The organism is Leptothoe sp. ISB3NOV94-8A, assembly GCF_043421595.1.
Lineage (GTDB): Bacteria > Cyanobacteriota > Cyanobacteriia > Phormidesmidales > Phormidesmidaceae > Leptothoe > Leptothoe turfae.
Genome location: NZ_JAXSQW010000001.1, coordinates 5,328,186 through 5,352,216, shown reverse-complemented (window position 1 = coordinate 5,352,216; position 24,031 = coordinate 5,328,186). Strand labels below are relative to the sequence as shown.

Sequence of the window (24,031 nt, the reverse complement as noted above, 5' to 3'; positions counted from 1 at the left end):
ATGCAACGGCTACCGCTGTCCATTGCCCCTAAAACCGCCATGACCGCCGAATACGATCGCCTGCACACCAACCCAGACACCTGGAAAATCTGGGGACCTTACCTCAGCGAACGTCAGTGGGGCACCGTTCGCGAGGACTATAGCGCAACGGGGGAAGCTTGGGATTATTTCTCCCATGACCAGTCCCATAAGCGGACTTATCGGTGGGGTGAGGATGGTTTGCTGGGGATTTCTGATGCAAAACAAAGCCTTTGTTTTGCCCTGGCACTTTGGAATGGGGAGGATCCAGTTCTCAAAGAGCGATTATTTGGGCTGACGGGTAGTCAGGGCAACCATGGTGAAGATGTGAAGGAGTATTACTTCTATTTGGATAGTACGCCGACACATTCTTATATGAAGGCACTCTATAAGTATCCGCAGGCAGCCTATCCTTACGGTGAGCTGGTGAAGGAAAATCAGTGGCGCGATCGCAACTCCCTAGAATATGAACTCCTGGACACAGGCGTCTTTGATGAAAATCGCTACTTCGATGTCTTTATCGAATACGCTAAGGCAGCGCCCGAAGATATTCTCATTCAAATTACTGTTGCAAATCGAGGCCCAGAAGCCACAACATTAACAGTGTTGCCCACCCTCTGGTTTCGCAACACCTGGAGCTGGGAAGAAAACGCAGAAAAACCAAGTCTCAAACTGGCAGATACTCAATCAGGCTTCAGTACTCTGGAGGCTTTCCATAATGACTTGGGGGTTCGTTGGCTCTACTGTCAAAGCAAGGGGTTGGTGCAGAATTCTCCTATTCTTTTTACGGAAAATGAGACCAACTACCAAGCAGTTTTTGGATCTGCCAATCCAATTCCCTACGTTAAAGATGCCTTTCATCGCTATGTGGTTCAAGGTGAGACAGGGGCGGTTAATCCTGGGCTGACAGGAACGAAGGCAGCGGCTCATTACACATTAACGATTCCTCCTGGAGAGAGTCAGGTGATTTGTTTACGGTTGAGCGATCAGTCTCAACTTTCAAATCCCTTTGGAGAGTCTTTTGTAACTACCCTGACCACTCGACAACAAGATGCGGATGACTTCTATCGAAAAGTCTCTCCTTTCCCGATGAAAGATGAGGAAAAAGCCGTTCAGCGTCAGGCTTTTGCTGGCCTGTTATGGAGCAAACAATATTTTGGTTTTGATGTGAACCGTTGGCTCAAGGGCGATCCGACAACACCGACACCGCCAGAAAGTCGGCAGCGCAATAATCAGTGGACTCACCTGACTGCTGAGGATATTATCTCGATGCCCGATAAGTGGGAATATCCCTGGTTTGCGGCCTGGGATTTGGCGTTCCACTGTATTCCCATTGCCATGGTGGATCCGGAGTTTGCCAAGTACCAGTTAGATATCATGACGCGGGAGTGGTACATGCACCCCAATGGTCAGATTCCAGCCTATGAGTGGGCCTTTGGGGATGTGAACCCGCCGGTTCATGCCTGGGCGACGTGGCGAGTTTATAAGATTGAGCAGAAGGTGACTGGAAAGTGCGATCGCACTTTCCTAGAACGCGTCTTCCAAAAACTCCTGCTCAATTTCACCTGGTGGGTAAACCGCAAAGATGCCGAAGGCAGCAATGTTTTTGAAGGTGGTTTTCTCGGTCTAGATAACATTGGCGTTTTTGACCGCAGCTCTGCTCTTCCTACCGGAGGCCATCTCGAACAGTCCGACGGCACCAGCTGGATGGCTATGTACTGTCTGAATATGCTCACCATTGCCCTGGAGCTTGCCAAGGAAAACCCAGTCTATGAAGACATGGCCACTAAGTTCTTCGAGCATTTTCTCTACATTGCCGATGCCATGAACCACATCGGCCAGGACCGCTCTCAGTTATGGGATGCTGAAGATGGCTTTTTCTACGATGTGCTGCAGTTTCCCAACGGCGATCGTCAGCGGCTCAAGGTCCGCTCTATGGTGGGTCTAATTCCGCTTTTTGCTGTGATGACACTAGAACCTGATTTGTTAGAGCAAGTACCTGGCTTTAAAGAACGGCTAGAGTGGTTTATCGAAAATCGTACCGATCTGAAGAAGAATGTGGCCTGTATGGAAACAGAAGGTGTGGGTGCTCGCCGCATGCTGGCCCTTTGCTACGCCACCCTGGGTGAGGTGGAACCCACCGATAAGCTACGCTGCATCCTAAACAAGCTGCTAGATGAAAACGAATTTCTCAGCCCCTATGGCATCCGTGCCCTATCTCGCTATCACGCTGAGAATCCCTATTGTTTCAATGCCAATGGTGAAGAGTTTTGCGTAAATTACGAACCAGCAGAATCCAGCAGTGGGTTGTTTGGTGGTAATTCCAACTGGCGTGGCCCAATCTGGTTCCCAGTAAACTATCTGTTAATTGAGTCTCTCCAAAAATTCCACCACTACTTAGGTGATGATTTCAAAATTGAATGTCCTACGGGGTCAGGTCATTGGATGAATCTATGGGAGGTGGCAGCAGAACTTTCCCAACGATTGACATGTATCTTCCTACCAGATGAGCAAGGCAATCGCCCTGTTTACGGCAGTGACTCATCTCCGTTTCAGCAAGACCCCCACTGGCAGAACTATATTCTTTTCCATGAATATTTTCATGGCGATAATGGAGCCGGTATCGGTGCCAACCATCAAACGGGCTGGACTGGCCTAGTAGCTAAGTTGATTCAGCAGCAAAGCAAACATGGTCAATAGGCATCCTGTTGCTTATGGTTCAAGAACTTTTTCCTTAATCTATCCAAAATCTATCCAAATCCAAATTCAGTAACCTAATTCAAAATAGATAACCCTGTAGGGGCAATCATCACCTAGAAATCCTTTGTTAAATTAACTAGATGTAGCGCTATAAATCGGCTAATCTTAGAATTCAGACTCTATAGCTAGTGGCTAACCCAAACGCTTCAAGCCACAAGGTCTATATAGTATAATTGTACTAAATACAGGCGAGCGCTATGTCCTTTGTCGGTCTGCACATCCACAGTGATTACAGCTTGCTCGACGGAGCCAGCCAGCTAGAACCACTGGCGGCCAAAGCTGTCGAAATGGGGATGCCCGCCATTGCCCTCACCGATCACGGTGTCATGTACGGGGCTATCGAACTGCTAAAAACCTGTAAAAAAGCAGGTATTAAGCCCATCATCGGCAACGAGATGTACCTGATTAATGGCGACATCACTAAGCAAGAAAAGCGCCCCCGCTACCACCAGGTCATCCTTGCCAAAAACACCCAGGGCTATAAAAACCTGGTGAAACTCACCACCAAGTCCCACCTGGACGGTGTCCAAGGTCGCGGTATCTTTTCCCGTCCCTGCATCAATAAAGACCTGCTGGAGCAATATCATGAAGGTCTGATCGTCACCAGTGCCTGCCTCGGTGGTGAAGTTCCCCAGGCCATTATGCAAAATCGCCTGGATGTCGCCTACCGCGTTGCCAAGTGGTACAAGGACCTTTTTGGCGAAGACTACTATCTAGAAATCCAAGACCACGGCTCGCCCGAAGACCGCATTGTAAATGTGGAAATCATCCGTATTGCCCGCGAGCTAGATATCAAAATTATTGCCACTAACGATTCCCACTTTATTTCCTGTGTCGATGTCGAAGCCCACGACGCACTGCTCTGCATCCAAACCGGCAAGCTCGTCACCGAAGACAAACGACTGCGCTACAGCGGCACCGAGTACCTAAAATCCGCTGATGAAATGCGTCGTCTTTTCCGTGATCATCTACCCCAGGATGTCATCGACGAAGCCGTAGCCAATACGGTTGAAGTCGCCGAAAAAATCGAAGAATATGACATTCTCGGTAATCCTCAGATTCCGAACTTTCCAGTGCCCGAGGGACATACTGGCGAAACCTATATGGCCAAGGTTTCCCGCGATGGTTTGCTTGAACGGTTAAACATTACTTCCTACGACGAAGCGCCGCCAGAGTATCAAGCACGCCTGGAATACGAAATCCAGATGATGCACCAAATGGGTTTTGCTACCTATTTCTTGGTGGTGTGGGACTACATTAAGTTCGCCCGTGATACCAAGATTCCTGTGGGACCAGGGCGAGGTTCGGCGGCAGGTTCCCTAGTGGCCTATTGCATGGGCATTACCAATATTGATCCGGTTCACCATGGTCTACTGTTCGAGCGATTCTTAAACCCTGAACGTAAATCCATGCCTGATGTGGACACCGACTTCTGTATCGAAAAACGGGAGAAGGTGATTGAATACGTGACGGAAAAGTATGGCAAGGACCATGTTGCTCAGATCATCACCTTTAACCGCATGACCTCCAAGGCGGTGCTTAAAGATGTGGCCCGTGTGTTGGATATTCCCTACGGCGAGTCCGACAAAATGGCCAAGATGATCCCAGTGGCTCGGGGTAAACCCACCAAGCTCAAGGTGATGATCGACCCTGATAAAACGCCCGAGAAAGCGTTTCAGGAAAAGTACGAAAGTGGTGACTTGGTGCCGGGAACAGCCGTTACCTATCGCCGCTGGCTTGATATGGCCATTACCATTGAAGGTACTAACAAAACCTTTGGTATGCATGCGGCGGGTGTGGTGATTTCTGCTAAGCCGCTAGATGAACTGGTGCCGCTACAGCGTAATAACGATGGTGCCGTCATCACCCAGTACTACATGGAAGATGTAGAAGCAGTTGGTCTACTAAAGATGGACTTTTTGGGTCTGCGCAACCTCACCATGATCCAAAAAGCGGTGGACTATGTGGAGCAGACCCGTGGTGAAACCCTCGATATGGATAAGGTCGCTTACAACGACCCAGAAACTTACAAGCTATTGAGTCGCGGTGAGTTAGGGGGTGTATTCCAGCTTGAGTCCTCGGGCATGCGCCAGATTGTGCGCGATCTTAAACCTGACGGGTTGGATGATATCTCTTCAGTCCTCGCTCTATATCGACCGGGTCCGCTCGATGCAGGCTTAATTCCGAAGTTTATCAACCGCAAACACGGTCGTGAGCAGATCGATTATCCCCATGAGCTGATCCAGCCGATTTTAGAAGAGACCTACGGCATCATGATCTTCCAGGAGCAGATCATGAAAATTGCCCAGGATATGGCGGGCTATTCCCTTGGGGAAGCAGATCTGCTGCGCCGAGCTATGGGTAAGAAAAAGCAATCGGCAATGGATATGCACCGGGGCAAGTTCATTGAAGGGTCGGTGGCCAATGGTGTGCCTAAAAAGACGGTGGAAAACCTTTGGGACCAAATGGTGAACTTTGCCCAGTATTGCTTTAATAAAAGTCATTCCATGGCCTATGGCTATGTCACCTATCAGACGGCATACCTGAAGGCCAATTATCCGGTCGAATATATGGCAGCATTGCTGACGGCCATTAGTGGTGATCAGGATAAGGTGCAGATGCACATTGCTAATTGCGTCAGCATGGGCATTGAGGTGCTGCCGCCGGATGTGAATCGTTCTGGCGTGGATTTTACGCCGGAAAATAACTGCATTTTGTTTGGGCTGTCGGCAGTGCGAAATGTTGGCTTGGGTGCGATTGAGACGCTGATTCAAAGTCGTGAAGAGGATGGACCGTTTAGGTCATTACCGGAATTGTGCGATCGCATCGATCTCCGCGCCGTCAACCGCCGTGCCTTAGAAGCCCTGGTACACTCTGGTGCATTAGATAGCCTCAACAGCAACCGTCGTCAGCTCAATGCTGACTTAGAATTTGTCGTTGATTGGGCTCAGTCCCGCGCCAAAGATCGCGAAATTGGCCAGGGCAATATCTTTGACATGATGTTAGGTGGAGGCGAGACAGCCGCAACACCCAATGACAAGACCAATCATGCCGGTGCCTACGAAGCCGCCCCCAAAGCTCCTCCCATGGAGGATTACGATCCCCAAGAACGCCTGCGCTTAGAAAAAGAGCTGCTCGGCTTTTATATTTCCGATCATCCGCTCAAGTCAGTGCAGCGCCCAGCTCGTATTTTGGCTCCCATCAGCTTAGCCGAGCTGGGTGAACAGCCCGAAAAGCTGACCCTTAGCGCCATCGTAATGATTAGTGCCATGAAGCCCATCACCACTAAAAAAGGTGACAGTATGGCAATTCTTCAGATCGAAGATTTAAGTGGTCAAGCTGAAGCTGTCGTTTTCCCGCGGACCTATGCCCGCATTGGCATGCATATTAAGGCCGATGCGCGATTAATGATTTGGGGTAAGGTCGATCGACGTGACGATCAGGTGCAGATGATCGTTGATGATGCTGAACCCATTGAAGATGTGCGCTTAGTGACGGTTGAGCTGCCTCCATCGATTGCCGGAGACATCGTGCAGCAAAATCGCCTCCGTAATGTCATTCAAAACCAGCAAGGGGAAGATAAAAGCGCAGCTAAAATTCCCGTTGTCGCTATGATCACCCACCAAGGACATCGCCAGGTGGTGCGTCTTGGAGCTCAGTTCCGTGTCAAAGATCCAGACGAAGCCGTATTAGCCCTGAATGCGGCTGACTTCAAGGCTAAAGCAGCTCCCTTGGTAAGTGCGTAGCAGATCAATACTGTTTTAGTAAGATGACCTGGAATCTAGCCCCCTTTTCTTGAAGTCAGTTCCAACTGGAGGGGAGACGTTAACCCCTTAGCCTTCACTATTTATCGTGAAGGCTTAATTTTTATCAATGACGCGTATAGATAATTGGACTATACGGCACACTGACCCAAGAGGGTTTTGCTATGGGGTAGGACTTTATTTATGGAACTAGATTACAAAGTCGCATTACGATGCGCCCATCTATCGAATGAAGTCTACAGAGATTTCAACGAACGGCTCCGATTTAGTATGCGCCCTAATCTGATGCCAACGTTGTTTGATATCGAGCGTACTGATACACAGGTTGCCTTACTAGAAGATCCCGAGACCCAATGCGGATACGTTATTTTCCGTGGTAGCGATGCTGATCGCGACTGGCTTACCAATTTGGATTTTGCCCGCTGGTCTGCCGTGACGGGGGCTGTCATAGATAACAAACAACTGGACTATCCTGCTGTCTATGGCACCTCCCAGTCTGGAGTGAAAATGCACTCAGGATTTACTAAGGCCTATCTTGCCGCCAGGTCTGAAATCCAGTCCGTTGTACATCAAAGTGAGATGACTCGCTGGTTGGTAACTGGCCATAGTTTGGGAGGCGCTTTAGCTAAGTTGTGTGCTGTAGATTTGCAATACAACTTTTCCCCTGATATATCGGTAGAAGTCTATACCTTTGGGGCTCCGCGTGTGGGTAATAAAGCATTTGCTGAATCCTATAATCGCCGGGTTCCCAATACCTGGCGTTTTGTCAATGGTAATGATGTTGTCAGTGGGTTACCCCGCCGCTGGCAGCGCTATCGCCATGTCGATGAACGGATCAGATTCAACGTTATTTTCAGCTGGCGCATTATCTCAGGCAGTTTGCAAGATCACCGTATCGACCGTTATATAGCTGCACTTGAAAAACGAGCAGATCAAGAAAAATAGCTACTTTAGCTGAATGCTAAGAGATCCCTTGGTTTGATTGGTCGGTGCAAATAGCGATGCTATATTCCGTGTAAGTACCAACTGTGTGCTTTAAGTTCTGAATATCAAATCTTTGACAACTTATCTAAGGGGCAGCCATGAAAAAGACGGGGCGGCGCAGTAGCAATATCGATGATCGTCGTGGTGCTACAAGTTCTCTGGTTGTCGGTGGTGGTGGTTTAGGGGCTCTGGTGTTGGCTGCCGTCGTGACCCTTGTGACTGGCGATCCAGGCCCTGTTTTAGATCAAGTTGCTCAAACCCAAGCTCCCACGCAACAATCTTCAACCTCTCTCGCTGAAGATCAGTTAGCGGATTTCACATCCGTGGTCCTAGCTGATACTGAAGATACGTGGAATCAAATTTTCCAAGAACAGATTGGTCAAGATTATCCGGAGCCTACGTTGGTTCTCTATTCTGGATCTACTCAGTCTGCCTGTGGTTTAGGTCAAGCAGCTATGGGGCCATTTTACTGTCCGGCTGATCAGCAGGTCTACATCGATCTAAGCTTTTACAACGATTTGAAGAGCCGTCACCAGGCCCCTGGTGATTTTGCCCAGGCTTATGTGATAGCCCATGAAGTTGGGCATCATGTGCAGAATGTTCTGGGCATTTCTAGTCAGGTACGACAACTGCAAAGCCGTGCCAATAAAGCTGAAGCTAACCAACTATCAGTCCGTTTAGAGCTTCAGGCCGATTGCTTCGCGGGGGTATGGGCCAACCGTGCTGATCGAGCCCGAGATATTTTAGAGACCGGTGATATTGAAGAAGCACTGAACGCGGCTAGTCAAATTGGAGACGATCGTTTGCAGCAGCAGTCCCAAGGCTTTGTTGTGCCTGAGTCCTTTACCCACGGTAGTTCTGCCCAACGTGTACGCTGGTTTAAGCAAGGTTTGGCAACGGGGGATATCGAGCAGTGCAACACGTTTGTGACCAATCAAATTTGATAACGCTCTCCCGCTAAACTTACCAAAATCAACCTGGACTTAACATAGGTTCCGTATATATACGGAACCTATGTTTGCTATTTTTGGTTTTTTGCTTGAATGGGGCTACGTATAAACCCGTAGGTGTTATCTAAATTTAAAGCTCTAAAAAAGATCTCAGCATTACTGAGGTGACTCAAATCTCCGTGAAGTTATTAATGTGAACGTAGTATTTGATACCTTTATCTGTAATGGCTAATGTCAAATCTTTAGCTGCGATCGCAACCACTGTTGTGCTATCCATTGCTTCTACAATTTTGCCTGCTCAGGCAGAGGTACGAGTCCTCGACTTTGAGGCCGATGCGTCCGGTAATGCCCTAAGTGGCGGTACTCAAGTTCATAATCAATGGGCCGACTGGGGGCTAAGCATCACTGGCAAAAACTATAAAACCGGCCATAACAACGCCCCTCTGTTGCTCTATGACACAAGTCAATCAGGTGCCGATAACGATCTACGCACTGGCGCGACCTGGGGTACTTCAAATCAAGGCAATGCCCTGATCATTCAGGAATACAACAACGGTAGTTATAACTTACATACACCTGATGATGAAGCTAAAGGTGGCCACATCTGGTTTGATTTTGACCAAACAGTTGGATTTAAACAGTTTTCACTCCTTGATATCGACGATAACTTTGGGACGAAGTCCGGAACTCAGGTTCGTGTGATTGGTAAAGATGCTGACAATAATACGATTCTCAATATTAATGTTGACAATCTAATTAAGCGGTTTGCCAATACCTATAGCGATCCAGACCACTCCAAAAGTCAAGGCAAATCCCTCACCCATGCCTACAAAAATGGTTTAGATGAGTATGTTGACGTCACCATCACTCAGGTGGGCAATAAGCGTGACGACAACTCTATGTTCCAGTTTGATTTCGAAGAAACTGAATTGCAGCGAGTCCAGTTTCGCTACAGCGACGTGAGTGGTGCGATCTCAGGGCTACAGTGGGACGATCTCTCATCTGAGGAACCACCCCAGCTCCCTGAACCCTCAGTCACCATTGGTTTAACGATGATGGGCTTTATAGGGGCTCGAAAGCTCCTTCAAGGACGCTTGCAATAATGCTAGTCAAACGTCACAACACTACGAATTGATGTGCCTTCATGCATCACATCAAAGGCGTCATTGATCTTCTCTAATGGAAAAGTGTGGGTGATCAGATCATCAATATTGATCTTGCCATTCATATACCAGTCCACAATTTTAGGCACATCGGTGCGACCTTTTGCCCCCCCAAAAGCTGTACCTTTCCAAACTCGACCTGTAACCAGTTGAAATGGACGCGTCGAAATTTCTTGCCCTGATGCAGCGACACCGATGATGATGCTTTCACCCCAGCCTTTATGGCAGCACTCCAATGCCTGACGCATCACATTAACATTGCCAATACACTCAAAGGTGTAGTCGGCCCCACCTTTGGTCAAGTCCACTAAGTAGGGCACCAGATCCCCCTCAACTTCCTTGGGGTTCACAAAGTGGGTCATGCCAAACTTTTCTGCTAGAGCCTTTTTCCCAGGGTTAAGATCTACACCTATAATCATGTCTGCCCCAACCAAGCGACAGCCTTGGATTACATTTAACCCAATCCCTCCTAATCCAAAGACAATCACATTTGATCCAGGCTCCACCTTAGCTGTATTAATCACAGCACCGATGCCTGTAGTCACCCCACAACCGACATAACACACCTTATCGAAGGGTGCATCTTCTCGAATTTTAGCCAGGGCAATTTCAGGGACAACCGTGTAGTTAGCAAAGGTTGAGGTACCCATGTAGTGATAAATAGGCTCCTTGCTCAAATGAAAGCGACTAGTGCCATCGGGCATTAATCCACGACCTTGAGTGCTACGGATGGCCTGACAAAGGTTGGTTTTGCCGCTTAAACAGTACTCACAGGTACGACACTCGGGGACATATAAAGGGATGACATGATCGCCAGGTTTCAGGCTTTTTACACCCTCTCCCACTTCCACAACCACGCCAGCACCTTCATGCCCCAAAATAGCTGGGAATAAACCTTCAGGATCTTTGCCTGAAAGAGTATAGGCATCGGTATGACAAACACCAGTAGCCTTAATCTCAACCAGCACCTCACCTGACCTAGGGCCATCTAAGGTTAGTGTTTCTATCGTTAGGGGTTGTCCAGCCTGATGAGCAACAGCTGCTCTCACGTCCATAAACCATACCTCTGCACAATTCCTCCTCAGAGTAGGGGACGTGGTTGACGATTTATCAACCTGTTATTCAACTGTAAAGAAACGCTACGAGAATTTATTCAGTGGATTTTAATAGCCCTAATCAACCCAACCAATGTCATCGTCGGAGAGCATACTATTATGTTCGCCACGCTGGATGGCATATTCTGGAATTGCTTTGTAACTACTGGGGCGATTTCTCAAACTCAAAGTATGACGGTTGACCGCTAAATCGGCACCGTGAATGATTTTCGTCGGAGTATCCTCTTGTTGAGCCGCTTCCTCTTGTTGAGCCGTAATTTTTCGGATTGTTTCTTTGGCTGTTTCCAGCTCGTCAGTAACTTTTGTTAGTTCTTCCGATTTATCTGTTGCAACTTTTTGTGAGGTTTCTAACTCATCCTTAAGTTCGAATATACGAGTTTGGTGAGTCTTGATATCGTCTTGTAGCCCAGAGATTTGTTCCTGAGCTTGTTTGAGAGAAGTTTTTAAGTCGGCGATTTGCTTTTTCAGATCAGCTGTGTTGGTGGCTTCGGTCGTGGTCTGTTTGGTCGTGGCCTTTTTCGCAGTCGTCTGTTTTGAAGCCGTTGATGTTTTATTGGTCCGTTTTCTAGTCCGACTTGTACCAGAGGCCGTTTCGGCAGTTCCTCCGTTACCTGCTTTAGAGGACTGACTATCCTGAGTGGGAGTGGGTGCTGGAGTTTGTTCAGCATCGTTGGATTTCTCGACTTCTTCTTTTAGTAGGTCGGCAATGCGTTTTTTAGTCATAATCTTTTCCAGTCTCTTAGGACTTCAGCAGCAACTCGGTAATAGTCGGCCTGAGCTTCTTGAGCATTAGGCCCCTTCCATTGACTAATAGCGCAACCTTCCATGGCAGCCCGCTCGTGGGCTTTGTACGTCCGTATGTATGTTTGAAAAGCCGAAATATCCAACTTCTCCAGCATGGCTTGAGCCTCTTGCGCTTCTTTTAAACTACGGGAATCAACCTTTGTCAGCAATACCCGATGAAAGACCCCAGATGGTTGAACAATAGTTTTGACAGTTGTAATTAAGGCTGTCACATCCATCGGTGCTGGTGGTGTAGGCAGTAGTAAATAGTCTGCCACCGTTAACACAGCACCTAAGGATTTAGAGTGTAGCGCTGGAGGAGTATCAACTACAATCAGTTCATATTCATCAAGGGACTTCAGCTTTTCCAGCATCTTGACATCAGGTGCGTGGGAGAAGTCAAATACTTGGTGTACTCGCTCTAGCCACCAGGTAGCAGAACGCTGGAGGTCACTATCGATCAGCAAAACTCGCCGATCTTCTGCAAAAATCGCAGCTAGATTAACAGCAGTAGTTGTTTTACCTACTCCACCCTTACCATTTAAAACAGCTAATACCTTTGGGGTTACTTGCTTATTTTTTACCTTGGTCACGGCTACTACAGCTACAGGACCTTAATACCTAATGTTCATGATCAGAACAGATGTGTGTTTAATCGTGCTATACGGCAGCTTCTCGCCCATTGTAAAGACTCATGGCACGCTCAATCCCTTTGCGTAAACTAAACTCTACTGCGTCATTAGCAAGAGTAATAGCTGCATCGATAACCTTACGTTCATCCGGAGCAAATTTACCTAGTACATGACTAACGACGGCTCTATTAGCTTGTTTGTCTGAAGTGTTGGTCCGACTAATACCCAATCGAAGTCTAGGAAAATCCTGAGTGCCTAGGTGGGAAATAATTGATTTCATGCCATTATGACCGCCTGCCGAGCCCGAAAGGCGTAAGCGTAATCTGCCAATGGGCAAATCCATATCGTCGTAAATCACCAGCACTTCACTTGGCACTAGTTTGTACCAATCAAAAACAGCCCGTACCGATTGTCCAGAACGGTTCATGTATGTGGTGGGTTTGAGTAAAATCAGTCGTTCGCCAGAACTGGAACGAGTTTCTCCAAAGTGTCCCTGGAAGCGTTTGTTTTCGGTAAGCTTTATGGACCAACTCTTAGCCAGGCTATCTATCACTTCAAAGCCAATATTATGGCGAGTGCGGTCATATTTTTGCCCTGGGTTACCTAGCCCCACTAATAGTTTCGGTGTTGGTGGAGCTGCGGCGTTTGTCGTTACCATCCTATTACTTAAAACTTTCGGTTACTTACGCTTCGCGTTAGTAGGCTGAAGGCAAGACGTGGACTAGGTGAAATAATTATTTTTGACTATTACCCTGCACCCAGAACAAATACAACTAAGCTGGCCCATCGGTGGTGATGTTGCTCGCAGTAGCATCATTGACCTGATTTTCGTCGGAAGATTCAGGCTCTGGCTTTAATGCCTTAGGTTCTGATTTTTCTAAAGTTGCTTTCATCGGTTCAGCTACTGTTTTTTCTATGCGGGCAGCTTCTTTTTTGAACTCGTCTTCAAATTCTTTGGAAGCATCTTGAAACCCTTTAAGGGCTTTTCCGAGGCTACGACCAATCTCAGGAAGCTTTTTGGGGCCGAAAACTAATAGGGCCACCATCATAATCAGAGCCATCTCTGGCAAACCAATGCCAAAAATATTCATTGCTGATAAACCTCTCGCTGATGTTGACTGCTCCAGACTATTACATCACCTAAAATCACCGCTAACCTGATAGTCATGGCGCTGATCGATGAACTACTGACACACTACTAGCAAAGGGGACAGGTTAAGAAACCCACCCCCCTCAAACAGTTTTTATGCGCTTTTATGCGCTTCCCCAAAATTTTTATGAGAGAAAGCGCACTGATGAAACTGATTTAGAAGCTCAAACCACGCCAATCAACATCAACTCCCTGGATTTGAATTGAACTGTTGTAAAGCTGCAGAATGATCAATAAGAAGACAAGGAAAAGCGCCATAAATACTCCCATTAAAGGAGTAGTACCCCAGCCGGGGGTAACTTTACCGTATTCAGAGTTCAAAGGTTTGAGTAGGTTTCCCAACCGAGTTTGCTGTGCCATGGGCGTAAGTACCTTAAGGTCACTTTATATTCTGTAATATCATAGATTTTACATCCTCTACGTCTTAAAAGATCCTATGGATTCTGCAACAGTTCTTATTATTTCAGTTGGCGCTATCGTCATCGCCTTTACGGGACTTGCCATATACACAGCATTTGGACCACCGTCTAAGCAGCTTGCTGATCCATTTGACGATCATGAAGATTAGTCAGCGTGTTTTTGGCTGGGAGTTGTCGTCTGTGAACTCGAAGTTTTCACACTGACACAACATAGCTCTACGAATTCAATTCTTCACAAGCAAGGTTAGCTAAGATTATTTTGAGTGTTAGCAGAGCTTGTTGACACTTTGTCAGTGCGATGCTGGCTTTGTGGTGATAGAATTAGTTGCTCTGGGTGAGTGCGTCTGTTTTTGGGCCCTTTGATAAAGCCATAAAAGACCTCGCACTCAAGCACTTTTGAATAGATGTGCTGCGCTCAGCTAGGCTTTATGTAAATTTTCGGACAGAACAGTTTCAACAAAATTATGATCAAATTGCGACTGAAGCGTTACGGCAAAAAGCGTGAGGTGAGCTATCGGATTGTGGCTATGAATAGCCGAGATCGCCGTGATGGTCGCCCTCTAGAGGAGCTAGGTTTTTACAATCCTCGAACTGATGAGACCCGTTTAGAAGTTCCTGCTATTCTTAAACGTTTGAAGGAAGGCGCGCAGCCCACAAAAACTGTGCAACGTATTCTTGAAAAGGCTAACGTGTACGAGCAGCTTAAGGCTTAGTTTTAATGTCCGTGGTTCTAGAACTTGATGCTTAGTATGAGAGCTTATTGTTAAGCTTCCTGCTGAAATCAATTTCTTGGTGTGTGTACTCCTATGCTTGCTACTGGATGTTAGAGGGTGACGATGTGCCTGATTTTGAAGCCTTAGTGCGATTTTTAGTAACTCCCTTTCTAGAGTCTCCTGATGCGTTGAGATTGGACTTTGAATCATTGTCAGGCGGTCAACGTCTTTGGATTCGAGTTGCTTTTGACAGTGAAGACAAAGGTCGAGTTTTTGGACGTGGTGGTCGTAACATTCAAGCAATTCGTAAGGTTTTGAAAGCGACCGGTGCATTGCACAATTGTTCAGTGCATTTAGATATCTACGGCGAATCATCTCAAGATTCGAGTGGTGGTCATGATCGGGCTCGTCCAAGAGGTGGTCGAGGTGGTGGTCGCCCGCGCCGTGGCGGTGGTGGTGGTCGACCAGGGGCTGGTAGACCACCCAGGCGCAGTCAAAGTCAAGACGATGCTTAGCTGAAATGTCTAGGCTTGGTCGGGTTTTGAGTTGTGTTTACGAGCGTCGATAGTTAATTAATGTACAAAGTCCAGGTGCTGGGTGCTTGAGCTAGGTATCTAGGGCGGCACAGTTTGTCTGTTTTATGGAAGGTGCCTTCGAGTTTGAGTTTGATTCAGCCGAGCAAGCGATGGCTATGGCTGGATATCGGGAAGACGCTGTAAAACGACTATCTCAGCAAACAGGAGCCAAGCTAGTTATGCGTGGCACCACTTTGTTGATATCAGGGACGCCAAGTCAAGTTGAACGTTCTAAGCGTTTAGTGACATCGTTGCAATCTATTTGGTCTCAGGGACAGGAGGTCTCGGTGGCTGATGTGATGACTGCGGTGCATGCGTTGGATACTCATCGAGAGGATGATCTTGGGCAGCTGCATGGGGATGTAATTGCCCGGACTCGTCGCGGAGAAACGATTCGAGCAAAAACCTTCCGTCAACGTAAGTATGTCAGTTCCCTGCGCACCAATGACCTAATTTTTTGTACTGGGCCAGCCGGTACAGGGAAGACATTTTTGGCCGCTATGGTTGCTGTGCAGGCAATTCTTGAGCAGCAGTTCGAGCGCCTGATTTTGACTAGGCCTGCGGTTGAAGCTGGGGAGAGTTTAGGTTTTTTGCCAGGTGACTTGCAGCAGAAGGTGGATCCCTATTTGCGTCCTCTTTATGATGCGTTGCATGAGTTGATTGACCCGGAGCGCATTCCGAGTTTGATGGAGCGGGGCATTATTGAAGTTGCTCCCCTGGCCTATATGCGCGGGCGCACATTGAGTAATGCGTTTGTGATCTTAGATGAGGCTCAGAATACGACACCAGCTCAGATGAAAATGGTGCTAACGCGTTTGGGTTTTAAGTCGCGGATGGTGGTTACTGGTGATATTACCCAAACAGATTTGGTGCGTGAGCGGCAATCAGGTTTGTCTGTTGCTATGAAAGTGCTCAAGGGTGTCAGTGGTATTGCGTTTTCCGAATTAACAAAGGCCGATGTTGTGCGCCATCCAATGGTGCAGAGGATTGTGGCGGCCTATGAAAAATATGAGATGTAGCTGGATATGATTCTATCCTCGAACTATATACTCTGAATCCTTTTTATCTGGATGTTGGACGGTACTGAAGGCAGCATTGATTATGGCGATTCTTCATGGAAGTTGGCTCCCGGCACAGCAGCGTTTTTTTGTGTGGGCGGAGACATGGCGTAGGCTAGAACCTACTGACAATGGTTGGAGTATTGCGACTCATCCTTACTGTTTAAGTGCTGATGAATTTCAAGCTTTTCTGGCGACGGTAAATCATTGGGATTTAAGCGTGTTGGCAGAGCGGTTTCAGTCGCGTTGGCGCGAGCAAGTGCTATCAGTGCCAACGGTTATGGAAGATGCTCAACTTTGTCCTCAGCTCTGTGGGCAATCTCAGGAGTCTGAGGTGTTGCTTTATCCGTGGCGTGTGTCTGGAATCATGCTGCCTACTGTGGCGGCGTTGCAACTTTTGGTTGGGTTGCCTTTGGGAGCTGAAGCGAGTCTCATTGGTGGTGATTTGCGCTATTGGTCTCACATGATTCGCTGGAGTCTTGACCTGATGGCACGGGGCAAATTTGTACCAATGGTGAGTGCGGATGGTAGTGGTGCGATCGCAACTTGGCAGCTACTACTCAACAGTGCTACTGACCAGGCTCGACTGCGTCAGTTTGCTGATCGCATGCCCCTTGTCTGTCGACTATATCAAGCACTCAATCCACAGACACGTAAAACGACTGCGGCTAAAAAAACTAAAACCACTGCTAAGAAATCCAAAGCGGCCATTGCGGACCCACCAGATATGCCGATTGCCATGGGTTCCCCCGAGCTACCCTTGCCGCTACTGCAAGACTTTCTCGGTAATGTAGTATCAGCTAAGGTGCGCGAACTGGCGCAAATGCAACCTTTACCTGCTACGGCTCCCCTCAGCAAAGATTTGCCGCTACGGGAATGGGTAGGAGCTTTAACTCAAGAAAAGAAAAAGCGCTTTGACTCTACTCCGGTTGGACTGGTGCGTCTCAATGAAGCGCTGAATACCTGGACAGCGCCTCTGCAAAATGTGGCGGCTGATGATCTAGATTCATTACATGTGGGCTTTCGTCTGATGCCTCCGCCCAGCGGTGAACTCAATTGGGCATTGCACTATGGTCTAGAAGCCTCGGATGATGAGAGCTTTTGCCTGGATGCCCAGACAATCTGGCGGCACCCCGTTGATCAGTTAGATTATCGTGGACGTGCGGTGGAATCTCCTCAAGAGAAACTATTAGCTGGTCTGGGACGAGCCGCTCGTCTATGTGAACCTATTAAGCAAACCCTGGGTGAGCCGAGCCCGAGTGTCTGTACCCTTGATCCGATTCAAGCGTTCGAATTTATTAAAGCAACGGCCAATCGCCTGCAAGACAATGGATTTGGAGTGACCTTGCCCGATAATCTGGTGGACCCGACAAAGGCGAGTGCTAGTCGTTTGGGTTTAAGTGTTAAGGCGATGGCACCTTCCCGTAAACAGCAGCGCCTAGGGCTTCAAAGTCTGCTCAACTTTGAGTGGCAACTGTCCATTGGTGGTCAGAATGTTAGCCAAAGTGAATTTGAGCAGCTAATTGCCCAGCAGACGCCTCTGGTAGAAGTTAATGGTCAATGGGTAGAACTTCGTCCCCAGGATGTTAAAGCCGCTCAATCCTTCTTCACCAGTCGCCAAACAAAAAACAAGCTTTCCGTCGAAGAAGTATTGCGGATTAGTAGTGGTGATGGTCAGCTCATCGATAAGTTGCCTGTGGTAGCCTTCGAAGCATCGGGCAAGTTGGATGAGTTGATTACGACCCTGACCACCGGCAACCAAAGTCTTGAAGAAATGCAGGAACCTGATGGATTTGACGGTAAGCTGCGTCCTTATCAAGCAAGAGGTGTATCTTGGTTGTCATTTTTAGAGCAGTGGGGCCTGGGCGCTTGTTTGGCTGATGATATGGGTTTGGGTAAAACCGTTCAACTCATTGCCTTTCTCCTTAGTCTCAAGCAAGAAGACGTTCTCAATAAACCGATTCTGTTGGTATGCCCGACATCAGTACTGAGTAATTGGCAGCGAGAAGTGCATCGGTTTGGTCCAGAGCTGACCACATTGGTTTACCACGGTGATAAGCGACCTAAAGGGGCCACATTTGCTAAACGAGTTCAGAAAACAAACCTGATTATTACTAGTTACACCCTGGTATATCGGGATCTCAAAGAGCTAAAGCGGGTGGAATGGCAGGGGCTAGTCCTTGATGAGGCCCAAAATATTAAAAACTCTGATGCGAAGCAGTCTAAGGCTGTACGAGAGTTGGAAAGTGATTTTCGCATTGCCCTGACCGGTACTCCGGTAGAAAACCGTCTCACGGAGCTATGGTCCATCATGGATTTCTTGAATCCGAACTATCTGGGACCCAAAAACTTTTTTCAGCGGCGTTTTGCCACACCGATTGAACGTTATGGGGATACTGATTCGCTACGGACTCTTAGAGGATTGGTGCAGCCGTTTATTCTGAGACGACTCAAGACCGACCGCAGCATTATTCAAGACCTGCCCGAAAAACAGGAAATGACCGTTTTCTGTGGCCTGTCTGCTGAACAAGCAAGGCTTTATCAAAAAGCTGTAGATGAAGCCTTGGCTGATATTGATGAAGCTGATGGAGTGAAGCGGCGGGGCATGATTCTGGGATTGCTAGTCAAACTAAAGCAAATCTGCAACCATCCAGCCCAGTATCTTAAACAAGCATCTCTGGGTAAACAGCGTCGTTCTGCTAAGCTCCAGCGTCTGAATGAAATGTTGGAAGAGGTGATTTCAGAAGGCGATCGTGCCCTCATCTTCACCCAGTTTGCTGAGTGGGGTACTTTGTTGCAGGCTCATCTAAAAGATTACTTAGGGGAAGAGGCTTTATTCCTGTACGGTGGAACTTCTCAGCCGTTTCGTGAAGCAATGGTGGATCGATTTCAGCAAGATCCCAATGGCCCCAAGTTGTTTATTCTTTCTCTAAAAGCCGGTGGTGTTGGTCTGAACCTTACTCGTGCCAATCATGTATTTCACTTTGACCGCTGGTGGAACCCAGCAGTGGAAAACCAGGCGACTGACCGGGCGTTTCGTATTGGTCAAACCCGCAATGTGCAGGTCCATAAATTTGTGTGTAGCGGCACTTTAGAGGAGCGCATCAACGACATGATTGACAATAAAAAGGCTCTGGCAGAGCAAGTCGTTGGTGCTGGTGAGCAATGGTTGACTGAGCTGGATACGGATCAATTACGTGAGTTGCTGCTGCTGGACCGTAAAGCTGTAATTGACGAAAGCTGATCCATGAATGGTCAGCTAGTCTAACTGGCTGTGCATAAAGCAAGCGTAATCAAGCGGCTCATACAAATGAAATTTTTGTGATGTTTACGGCCCTTCGCTTTGTTGCTGGCGGGCAGAGAGCGTTCTTAAATGCCCCGAAGATTAAGGCCGTAAGTCGTCCTAATGTCTGAATCTATCAGGAAATTTTCCATAAAATTGTGCCACTGAAAAACCTGGACTAATCCTGATCGAGGTGATCAGCAGTGGTTGATATTTAGTTAGATATAGCCCTCGGCGTCATCTTAAATGCTGTTTATCGGGAATAGATTGACTGAGTGATGTAGATCCTAAGGTCACCTTGATGTGAGTCACTTGGGGTTTAACTGCGTCACTCTACGCTAAATGTGGGTGCGTCAGTCTAGCTCATCAGGTATACATTTGTGCTTGGAGAAAATTCCCAATTTTGCAGATTGTTCCCCGCTTAATTGGCTCGGGCACACTACATCTACGAGGGCTAGACGGCCTTGACTGTTCTTAAAGCTACACCGCCCATGGTTATGGATGCAACGTCTTATCAAACCACTACAGATGCTGATTTAGCAGCCCCCAGCTCTGTTGCTCTCACTACTGCTGATCCTGCTAAGGAAGAGCCTAGCGATACTGATATTAAAATGCTGTTGTCAAAGGATGAGGATAGCGCTGTAGAAAATTTAGACGTTGATAAGTTAGCGGTTGCCCCTGGACGCCGTACAACTGATTTGGTTCGTCTTTACTTGCAAGAAATTGGGCGTGTCCGTCTACTTGAAAGAGATGAAGAGGTTGCTGAAGCTCAGCTAGTCCAGAGTTATATGAGCCTTTTGGAACAGCGCAATCAGGCTGCTGCTGAACAAGAGGGCATTCTAACAACATATGTCTTACTGTTAGAAACTCGAGATCGCATGGCAGCTCAGTTAGGCCATCGCCCCTCCCTGGAGCGTTTGTCTAAAGAATGTGGCATTGAGGCTGCCGAGCTAAAGCCAACACTGCAGGCAGGCAAGCGTCAGTGGGCTGAGCTTGTGGGTATGTCTGTCCAAGAGTTGGATGAAGCCTGTAGCGAAGGTACTCGTGCTAAAGAGCACATGATCAAGGCAAACTTGCGCCTGGTTGTGTCGGTAGCGAAAAAGTATCAAAACCGAGGTCTGGAGCTGCTAGACCTGATTCAGGAAGGTACTCTTGGCCTGGAGCGTGCGGTTGAAAAGTTTGATCCTACTAAGGGATATCGCTTTAGTACCTATGCTTACTGGTGGATCCGCCAGGGTATTACCCGTGCGATCGCAACCCAAAGCCGCACAATTCGTCTGCCCGTCCACATCACTGAAAAGCTCAATAAAATCAAAAAAGCTCAGCGTAAAATCTCCCAAACCAAAGGGCGCACAGCCACTGTGGAAGATATCGCTCGCGAGCTCAAGATGACCGCACCTCAAGTGCGTGAGGTGCTCCTCAAGGTGCCCCGGTCTATTTCCCTAGAGACCAAAGTGGGTAAAGAGCGGGATACAGAACTGGGCGACCTTCTAGAGACTGATGCCTTATCTCCTGAAGAGCTGGCGGTTCGTGATGCTCTGCGTCGTGATTTACATCAGCTTCTGGCTGACTTGACCACACGTGAGCAAGAAGTCATTCGTCTAAGATTTGGTTTGGGCGATGGTGTGCCTTACTCCTTAGCTGAGATTGGTCGCACCTTGGAACTATCTCGCGAGCGTGTTCGCCAAATTGAATCTAAGGCACTGCAAAAATTGCGTCAGCCTAAGCGACGCAATCGTATTCGCGATTATCTAGAAGCCTTGAGCTAGTCTCTGTCTGCGAGAGGCGTTTCTCCATACAGCACGTTTTTGAGCCGGTGATGTTTTTACATCACCGGCTTTTTTCCGAATAGATATTTTCTTGATAGATGTTGGTACCCTAAGACGGATGTTTTGGGGGTTGGGTGCTGATTGAAAGCGTTACAAACGCGTATAACCCTTTCCAGGTAAAGACCTAAGAGTTTCATTAAGTGGAACCCTTGCCTGAAATTGCCAGTCCGATTAATTAAATCTAGTTAACTGCGATCGCAAACTATGGCTATTTTTTACGTTCGAGCGAATGCGCCTAATACCAACAATGGTGATACTTGGGGAACAGCCACTAGTTTGCAGACAGCCCTGGCAAGCGCTAATGCTGGAGACGAGATTTGGTTAGCTCAAGGGACCTACAGTCCTGGGAGTAACCCCACGGATACCTTTACCGTCAATCAAGCCGTTCAACTCTACGGTGGTTTTGATGGTACTGAAGCCACCCGTAACCAACGGGATTGGCAGGCTAATCAAACGATTATTGATGGTAATGGCGACAATAATACGGTTGTCACCGCCCAGAGCACTGCGAATGAGGCGCTAATTGACGGTGTCATTATTCAAGGAGGAGATGCCGTTGACGATGGTGGGGGTGTCTACAATCAAGGGGGTGGCAAGCTAAGACTACAGAACACAATTATTCGCGATAACCAGGCTGCAGATGATGGTGGTGGGATTCGCAATAATGGTGAGTTAGTCATTATCAATAGTAGTGTCATCAACAATACGTCCATTGGCACTACGACCACGAGCGGTGGTGGTGGCCTTTTAAATGCCTCTGGTGCATCCGTCACGATTATTAACAGCACTTTCAGTGGCAACACGGCACGTAATGGTGGTGGCGTTCGTAACGACGGCATTCTAGATTTAACGAATAGTACCCTCAGCGGTAATATTGCTTCCGAAAGCGGTGGTGGTCTTTCAAATACCGTTAATGTGGTAGCGCCAGGGATCGTGATCGGTCGTGCAACGGCTACTATTGCCAATAGCACTATTACTAATAATGAGTCTCAAAATGTTAGTGCACAGCCGAATGATACGGGTGGTGGCGTCGCAAATTTTGGTGTTGTAACAGTCACTAACAGTATTATTGCGGCCAATGTTGATAATGATGACATCGTTGACATCAACTTCTTTATTGGTGCTGGTTCCACTACAACGGCTGGTAATAACCTGATTGGCAATGGCGATTCCACGCCTGGCTTGACTAACGGTAGTAATGGTGATCAGGTAGGTAGTGCTGTCACTCCCCTTGATCCACAGTTGGACACCTTACAAGCCAACGGTGGCTTTACTCAAACCCATGCTCCATTAGTGGGTAGTCCAGTCATTGATGCCGGTACTGCCGGTACTGTTCCTGCCGATGCGTTTGACCTAGATGATGATGGCAATGTTGCAGAGGTTATTTCCGTTGACCAGCGAGGTGTTCCGTTTGCTCGATCAGTCGGCACTACGGTCGATATTGGCGCTGTAGAAGGTTCAGTTGCGCCTGTCGGTATTACAATTACGCCAACCACAGGTCTTGTGACGACAGAGGCAGGCGCAACCGCCACCTTTACAGCAGTCCTGACCAGTCAACCGAGTGATGTGGTCAGCTTAACTTTCACGAGTAATGATCCTACTGAAGGGACGGTTATCCCTAACATTACGTTTTCTACAGCTAATTGGGACCAACCTCAAACAGTCACCATTACTGGCGTTGATGACACCGATGATGATGGCGATGTTGCTTATATCATCAATACCAATGTGACTAGTACAGATACTCGCTATAGTGCTTTGGTGCCAACGGCGGTAGCTGTCACAAATCAAGATAATGATACGTCTTCGGGTGGTCCTGGTAGTTCTAGTAGTTTGACTCCCCAAGATGCGCGACTGCTTGTCGGTGGCACTGGCGATGTATCTGTTGAAATTTCCATTAGTCAAAATGCATCTGAGCAGGTCAGGGAGATCATTGTGTTTGCCACAGATACCAGTGGTGCAGTCAATGGTTTGACCGCCAGTGATGCTGGCTACTTAGAGGCTGTGCTAGATGCGGCGCAAGTCGTTTTTTCTACTCTAGAAGCAGGAGATATTGCAGATTTTGAACCCCAAAAAACGCTTACCATAACGGCTGGTAGCATTCTGCAATTTGCCATTATCGATGACGGTAGCTTAGATAGTTTGCGCCGTGGCACGGGCGGCACGATTAACATCACAGGGCTCGATGGCCAGACAGATGTGGTCGAATTACAGGCCTTGAGTGATGGTTCTATTCAGGCAGGGTTTCGCCAGGGGCAAAGCGGAACCTTTGATCAAATAGTGATTAATGCCATAGCTGTGGAGGAGACTTTGCCCATTGGTGCAGGTCTGCAAGGTCTGAGTAGTGACTCTGAACTCATTGATTTGAGATCGCAAACAGGGACGTTAACAGCCACCATTGATATTTACCGGGAAGCCGCATTAGATAATGTGGTCGGTCTGTTTGTTGTGGAAAATGAACAAGGTCAAGTCCGTGATGCTCTGGGGATATTACTCAGCCCTGGCGATGAGGGCTATGGTGCAGCGGCCTTAGCTCAAAGGGTTAACTTAGAGTTAACCGGCACCAATGGCGAGGCCACACGCTATACCAGTGAAATTCTCGGTGGGCAGCTTTTATCTACCTTTTTAGTTGTGGATGGCACTGTTGCTGACTTACTAGATAGCGATGTGAATAATGATCCAGCTATCTACTTTACGCACATCGCCGGTAATAGCGATGGGGCAGATCATGTAAGGCTCTTAGGTAACAACGCCTTTGGCTTTGAAGATTTACCGGGTGGCGGTGATATGGACTTTGATGATTTGGTTATGCAAGTTCAGTTTGCCTGATATTCT

Annotated in this window: 18 protein-coding genes; 12 read left to right on the top strand and 6 right to left on the bottom strand. The window is 47.8% G+C overall.

The features are described from left to right. Positions 1-39 precede the first annotated feature (39 nt). From SPB21_RS22890 to SPB21_RS22870, 5 genes are all read left to right on the top strand, one after another. On the top strand, positions 40-2,718 hold the full coding sequence (locus SPB21_RS22890; RefSeq protein WP_499868737.1) for an MGH1-like glycoside hydrolase domain-containing protein: 2,679 nt from the start codon (positions 40-42) through the stop codon (positions 2,716-2,718). A 257-nt stretch (positions 2,719-2,975) separates the two neighbouring features. Further along, entirely contained in the window at positions 2,976-6,524 is a 3,549-nt protein-coding gene (locus SPB21_RS22885) for a DNA polymerase III subunit alpha (protein WP_163668167.1), read from the top strand. A 201-nt stretch (positions 6,525-6,725) separates the two neighbouring features. Further along, positions 6,726-7,487 carry a lipase family protein gene (locus tag SPB21_RS22880; protein ID WP_499867796.1) on the top strand — a complete coding sequence of 254 codons (762 nt, stop codon included), beginning with the start codon at positions 6,726-6,728 and terminating at the stop codon, positions 7,485-7,487. A 137-nt stretch (positions 7,488-7,624) separates the two neighbouring features. Beyond that, positions 7,625-8,470: a KPN_02809 family neutral zinc metallopeptidase gene (gene ypfJ, locus SPB21_RS22875; RefSeq protein ID WP_490794286.1), complete on the top strand. Its 846-nt coding sequence runs from the start codon at positions 7,625-7,627 to the stop codon at positions 8,468-8,470. A 230-nt stretch (positions 8,471-8,700) separates the two neighbouring features. Continuing rightward, on the top strand, positions 8,701-9,579 hold the full coding sequence (locus tag SPB21_RS22870) for a hypothetical protein (RefSeq protein ID WP_163668174.1): 879 nt from the start codon (positions 8,701-8,703) through the stop codon (positions 9,577-9,579). A 2-nt stretch (positions 9,580-9,581) separates the two neighbouring features. Here SPB21_RS22870 and SPB21_RS22865 read toward each other — a convergent pair whose 3' ends face one another. The 6 genes from SPB21_RS22865 to psbH all read right to left on the bottom strand — a co-directional run bounded on the left by SPB21_RS22865 (position 9,582) and on the right by psbH (position 13,679). Continuing rightward, positions 9,582-10,694 carry an S-(hydroxymethyl)glutathione dehydrogenase/class III alcohol dehydrogenase gene (locus SPB21_RS22865; protein WP_163668177.1) on the bottom strand — a complete coding sequence of 371 codons (1,113 nt, stop codon included), beginning with the start codon at positions 10,692-10,694 and terminating at the stop codon, positions 9,582-9,584. A gap of 117 nt (positions 10,695-10,811) precedes the next feature. Next, positions 10,812-11,477: a hypothetical protein gene (locus SPB21_RS22860; RefSeq protein WP_499867795.1), complete on the bottom strand. Its 666-nt coding sequence runs from the start codon at positions 11,475-11,477 to the stop codon at positions 10,812-10,814. Next, the gene (locus SPB21_RS22855) at positions 11,474-12,130 is read right to left on the bottom strand and encodes an AAA family ATPase (protein ID WP_163668181.1); all 657 of its coding nucleotides are present in this window, start codon (positions 12,128-12,130) and stop codon (positions 11,474-11,476) included. The genes SPB21_RS22860 and SPB21_RS22855 overlap by 4 nt, the downstream gene beginning before the upstream one ends. Before the next feature lie 67 nt (positions 12,131-12,197). Then, positions 12,198-12,827, bottom strand: a complete 630-nt coding sequence (gene pth / locus SPB21_RS22850; protein ID WP_499867794.1) for an aminoacyl-tRNA hydrolase — start codon at positions 12,825-12,827, stop codon at positions 12,198-12,200. A gap of 115 nt (positions 12,828-12,942) precedes the next feature. After that, a complete protein-coding gene (locus SPB21_RS22845; RefSeq protein ID WP_163668185.1) occupies positions 12,943-13,260 on the bottom strand; it encodes a TatA/E family twin arginine-targeting protein translocase in 318 nt (105 codons plus the stop codon). Between the two features lie 215 nt (positions 13,261-13,475). Beyond that, positions 13,476-13,679, bottom strand: coding sequence for a photosystem II reaction center phosphoprotein PsbH (psbH, locus tag SPB21_RS22840; RefSeq protein WP_006516771.1), 204 nt, complete (start codon positions 13,677-13,679; stop codon positions 13,476-13,478). Between the two features lie 76 nt (positions 13,680-13,755). Here psbH and psbN point away from each other — a divergent pair, with 76 nt between their 5' ends. From psbN to SPB21_RS22805, 7 genes are all read left to right on the top strand, one after another. After that, entirely contained in the window at positions 13,756-13,887 is a 132-nt protein-coding gene (psbN, locus tag SPB21_RS22835; protein ID WP_006516770.1) for a photosystem II reaction center protein PsbN, read from the top strand. Between the two features lie 315 nt (positions 13,888-14,202). After that, on the top strand, positions 14,203-14,451 hold the full coding sequence (rpsP, locus tag SPB21_RS22830; RefSeq protein ID WP_006516769.1) for a 30S ribosomal protein S16: 249 nt from the start codon (positions 14,203-14,205) through the stop codon (positions 14,449-14,451). 125 nt (positions 14,452-14,576) lie between these two features. After that, positions 14,577-14,966, top strand: coding sequence for a KH domain-containing protein (locus SPB21_RS22825; protein ID WP_431732032.1), 390 nt, complete (start codon positions 14,577-14,579; stop codon positions 14,964-14,966). A gap of 125 nt (positions 14,967-15,091) precedes the next feature. Then, positions 15,092-16,045: a PhoH family protein gene (locus SPB21_RS22820; protein WP_163668201.1), complete on the top strand. Its 954-nt coding sequence runs from the start codon at positions 15,092-15,094 to the stop codon at positions 16,043-16,045. Between the two features lie 82 nt (positions 16,046-16,127). Then, positions 16,128-19,328, top strand: coding sequence for a sll1366 family intein-prone helicase (locus SPB21_RS22815; RefSeq protein ID WP_499867793.1), 3,201 nt, complete (start codon positions 16,128-16,130; stop codon positions 19,326-19,328). A 536-nt stretch (positions 19,329-19,864) separates the two neighbouring features. Continuing rightward, entirely contained in the window at positions 19,865-21,136 is a 1,272-nt protein-coding gene (gene sigC / locus SPB21_RS22810) for an RNA polymerase sigma factor SigC (protein ID WP_163671771.1), read from the top strand. Between the two features lie 264 nt (positions 21,137-21,400). Further along, positions 21,401-24,025 (top strand): choice-of-anchor Q domain-containing protein, encoded by a 2,625-nt coding sequence (locus SPB21_RS22805; protein ID WP_499867792.1) that lies wholly within the window; start codon positions 21,401-21,403, stop codon positions 24,023-24,025. Positions 24,026-24,031: the final 6 nt, after the last annotated feature.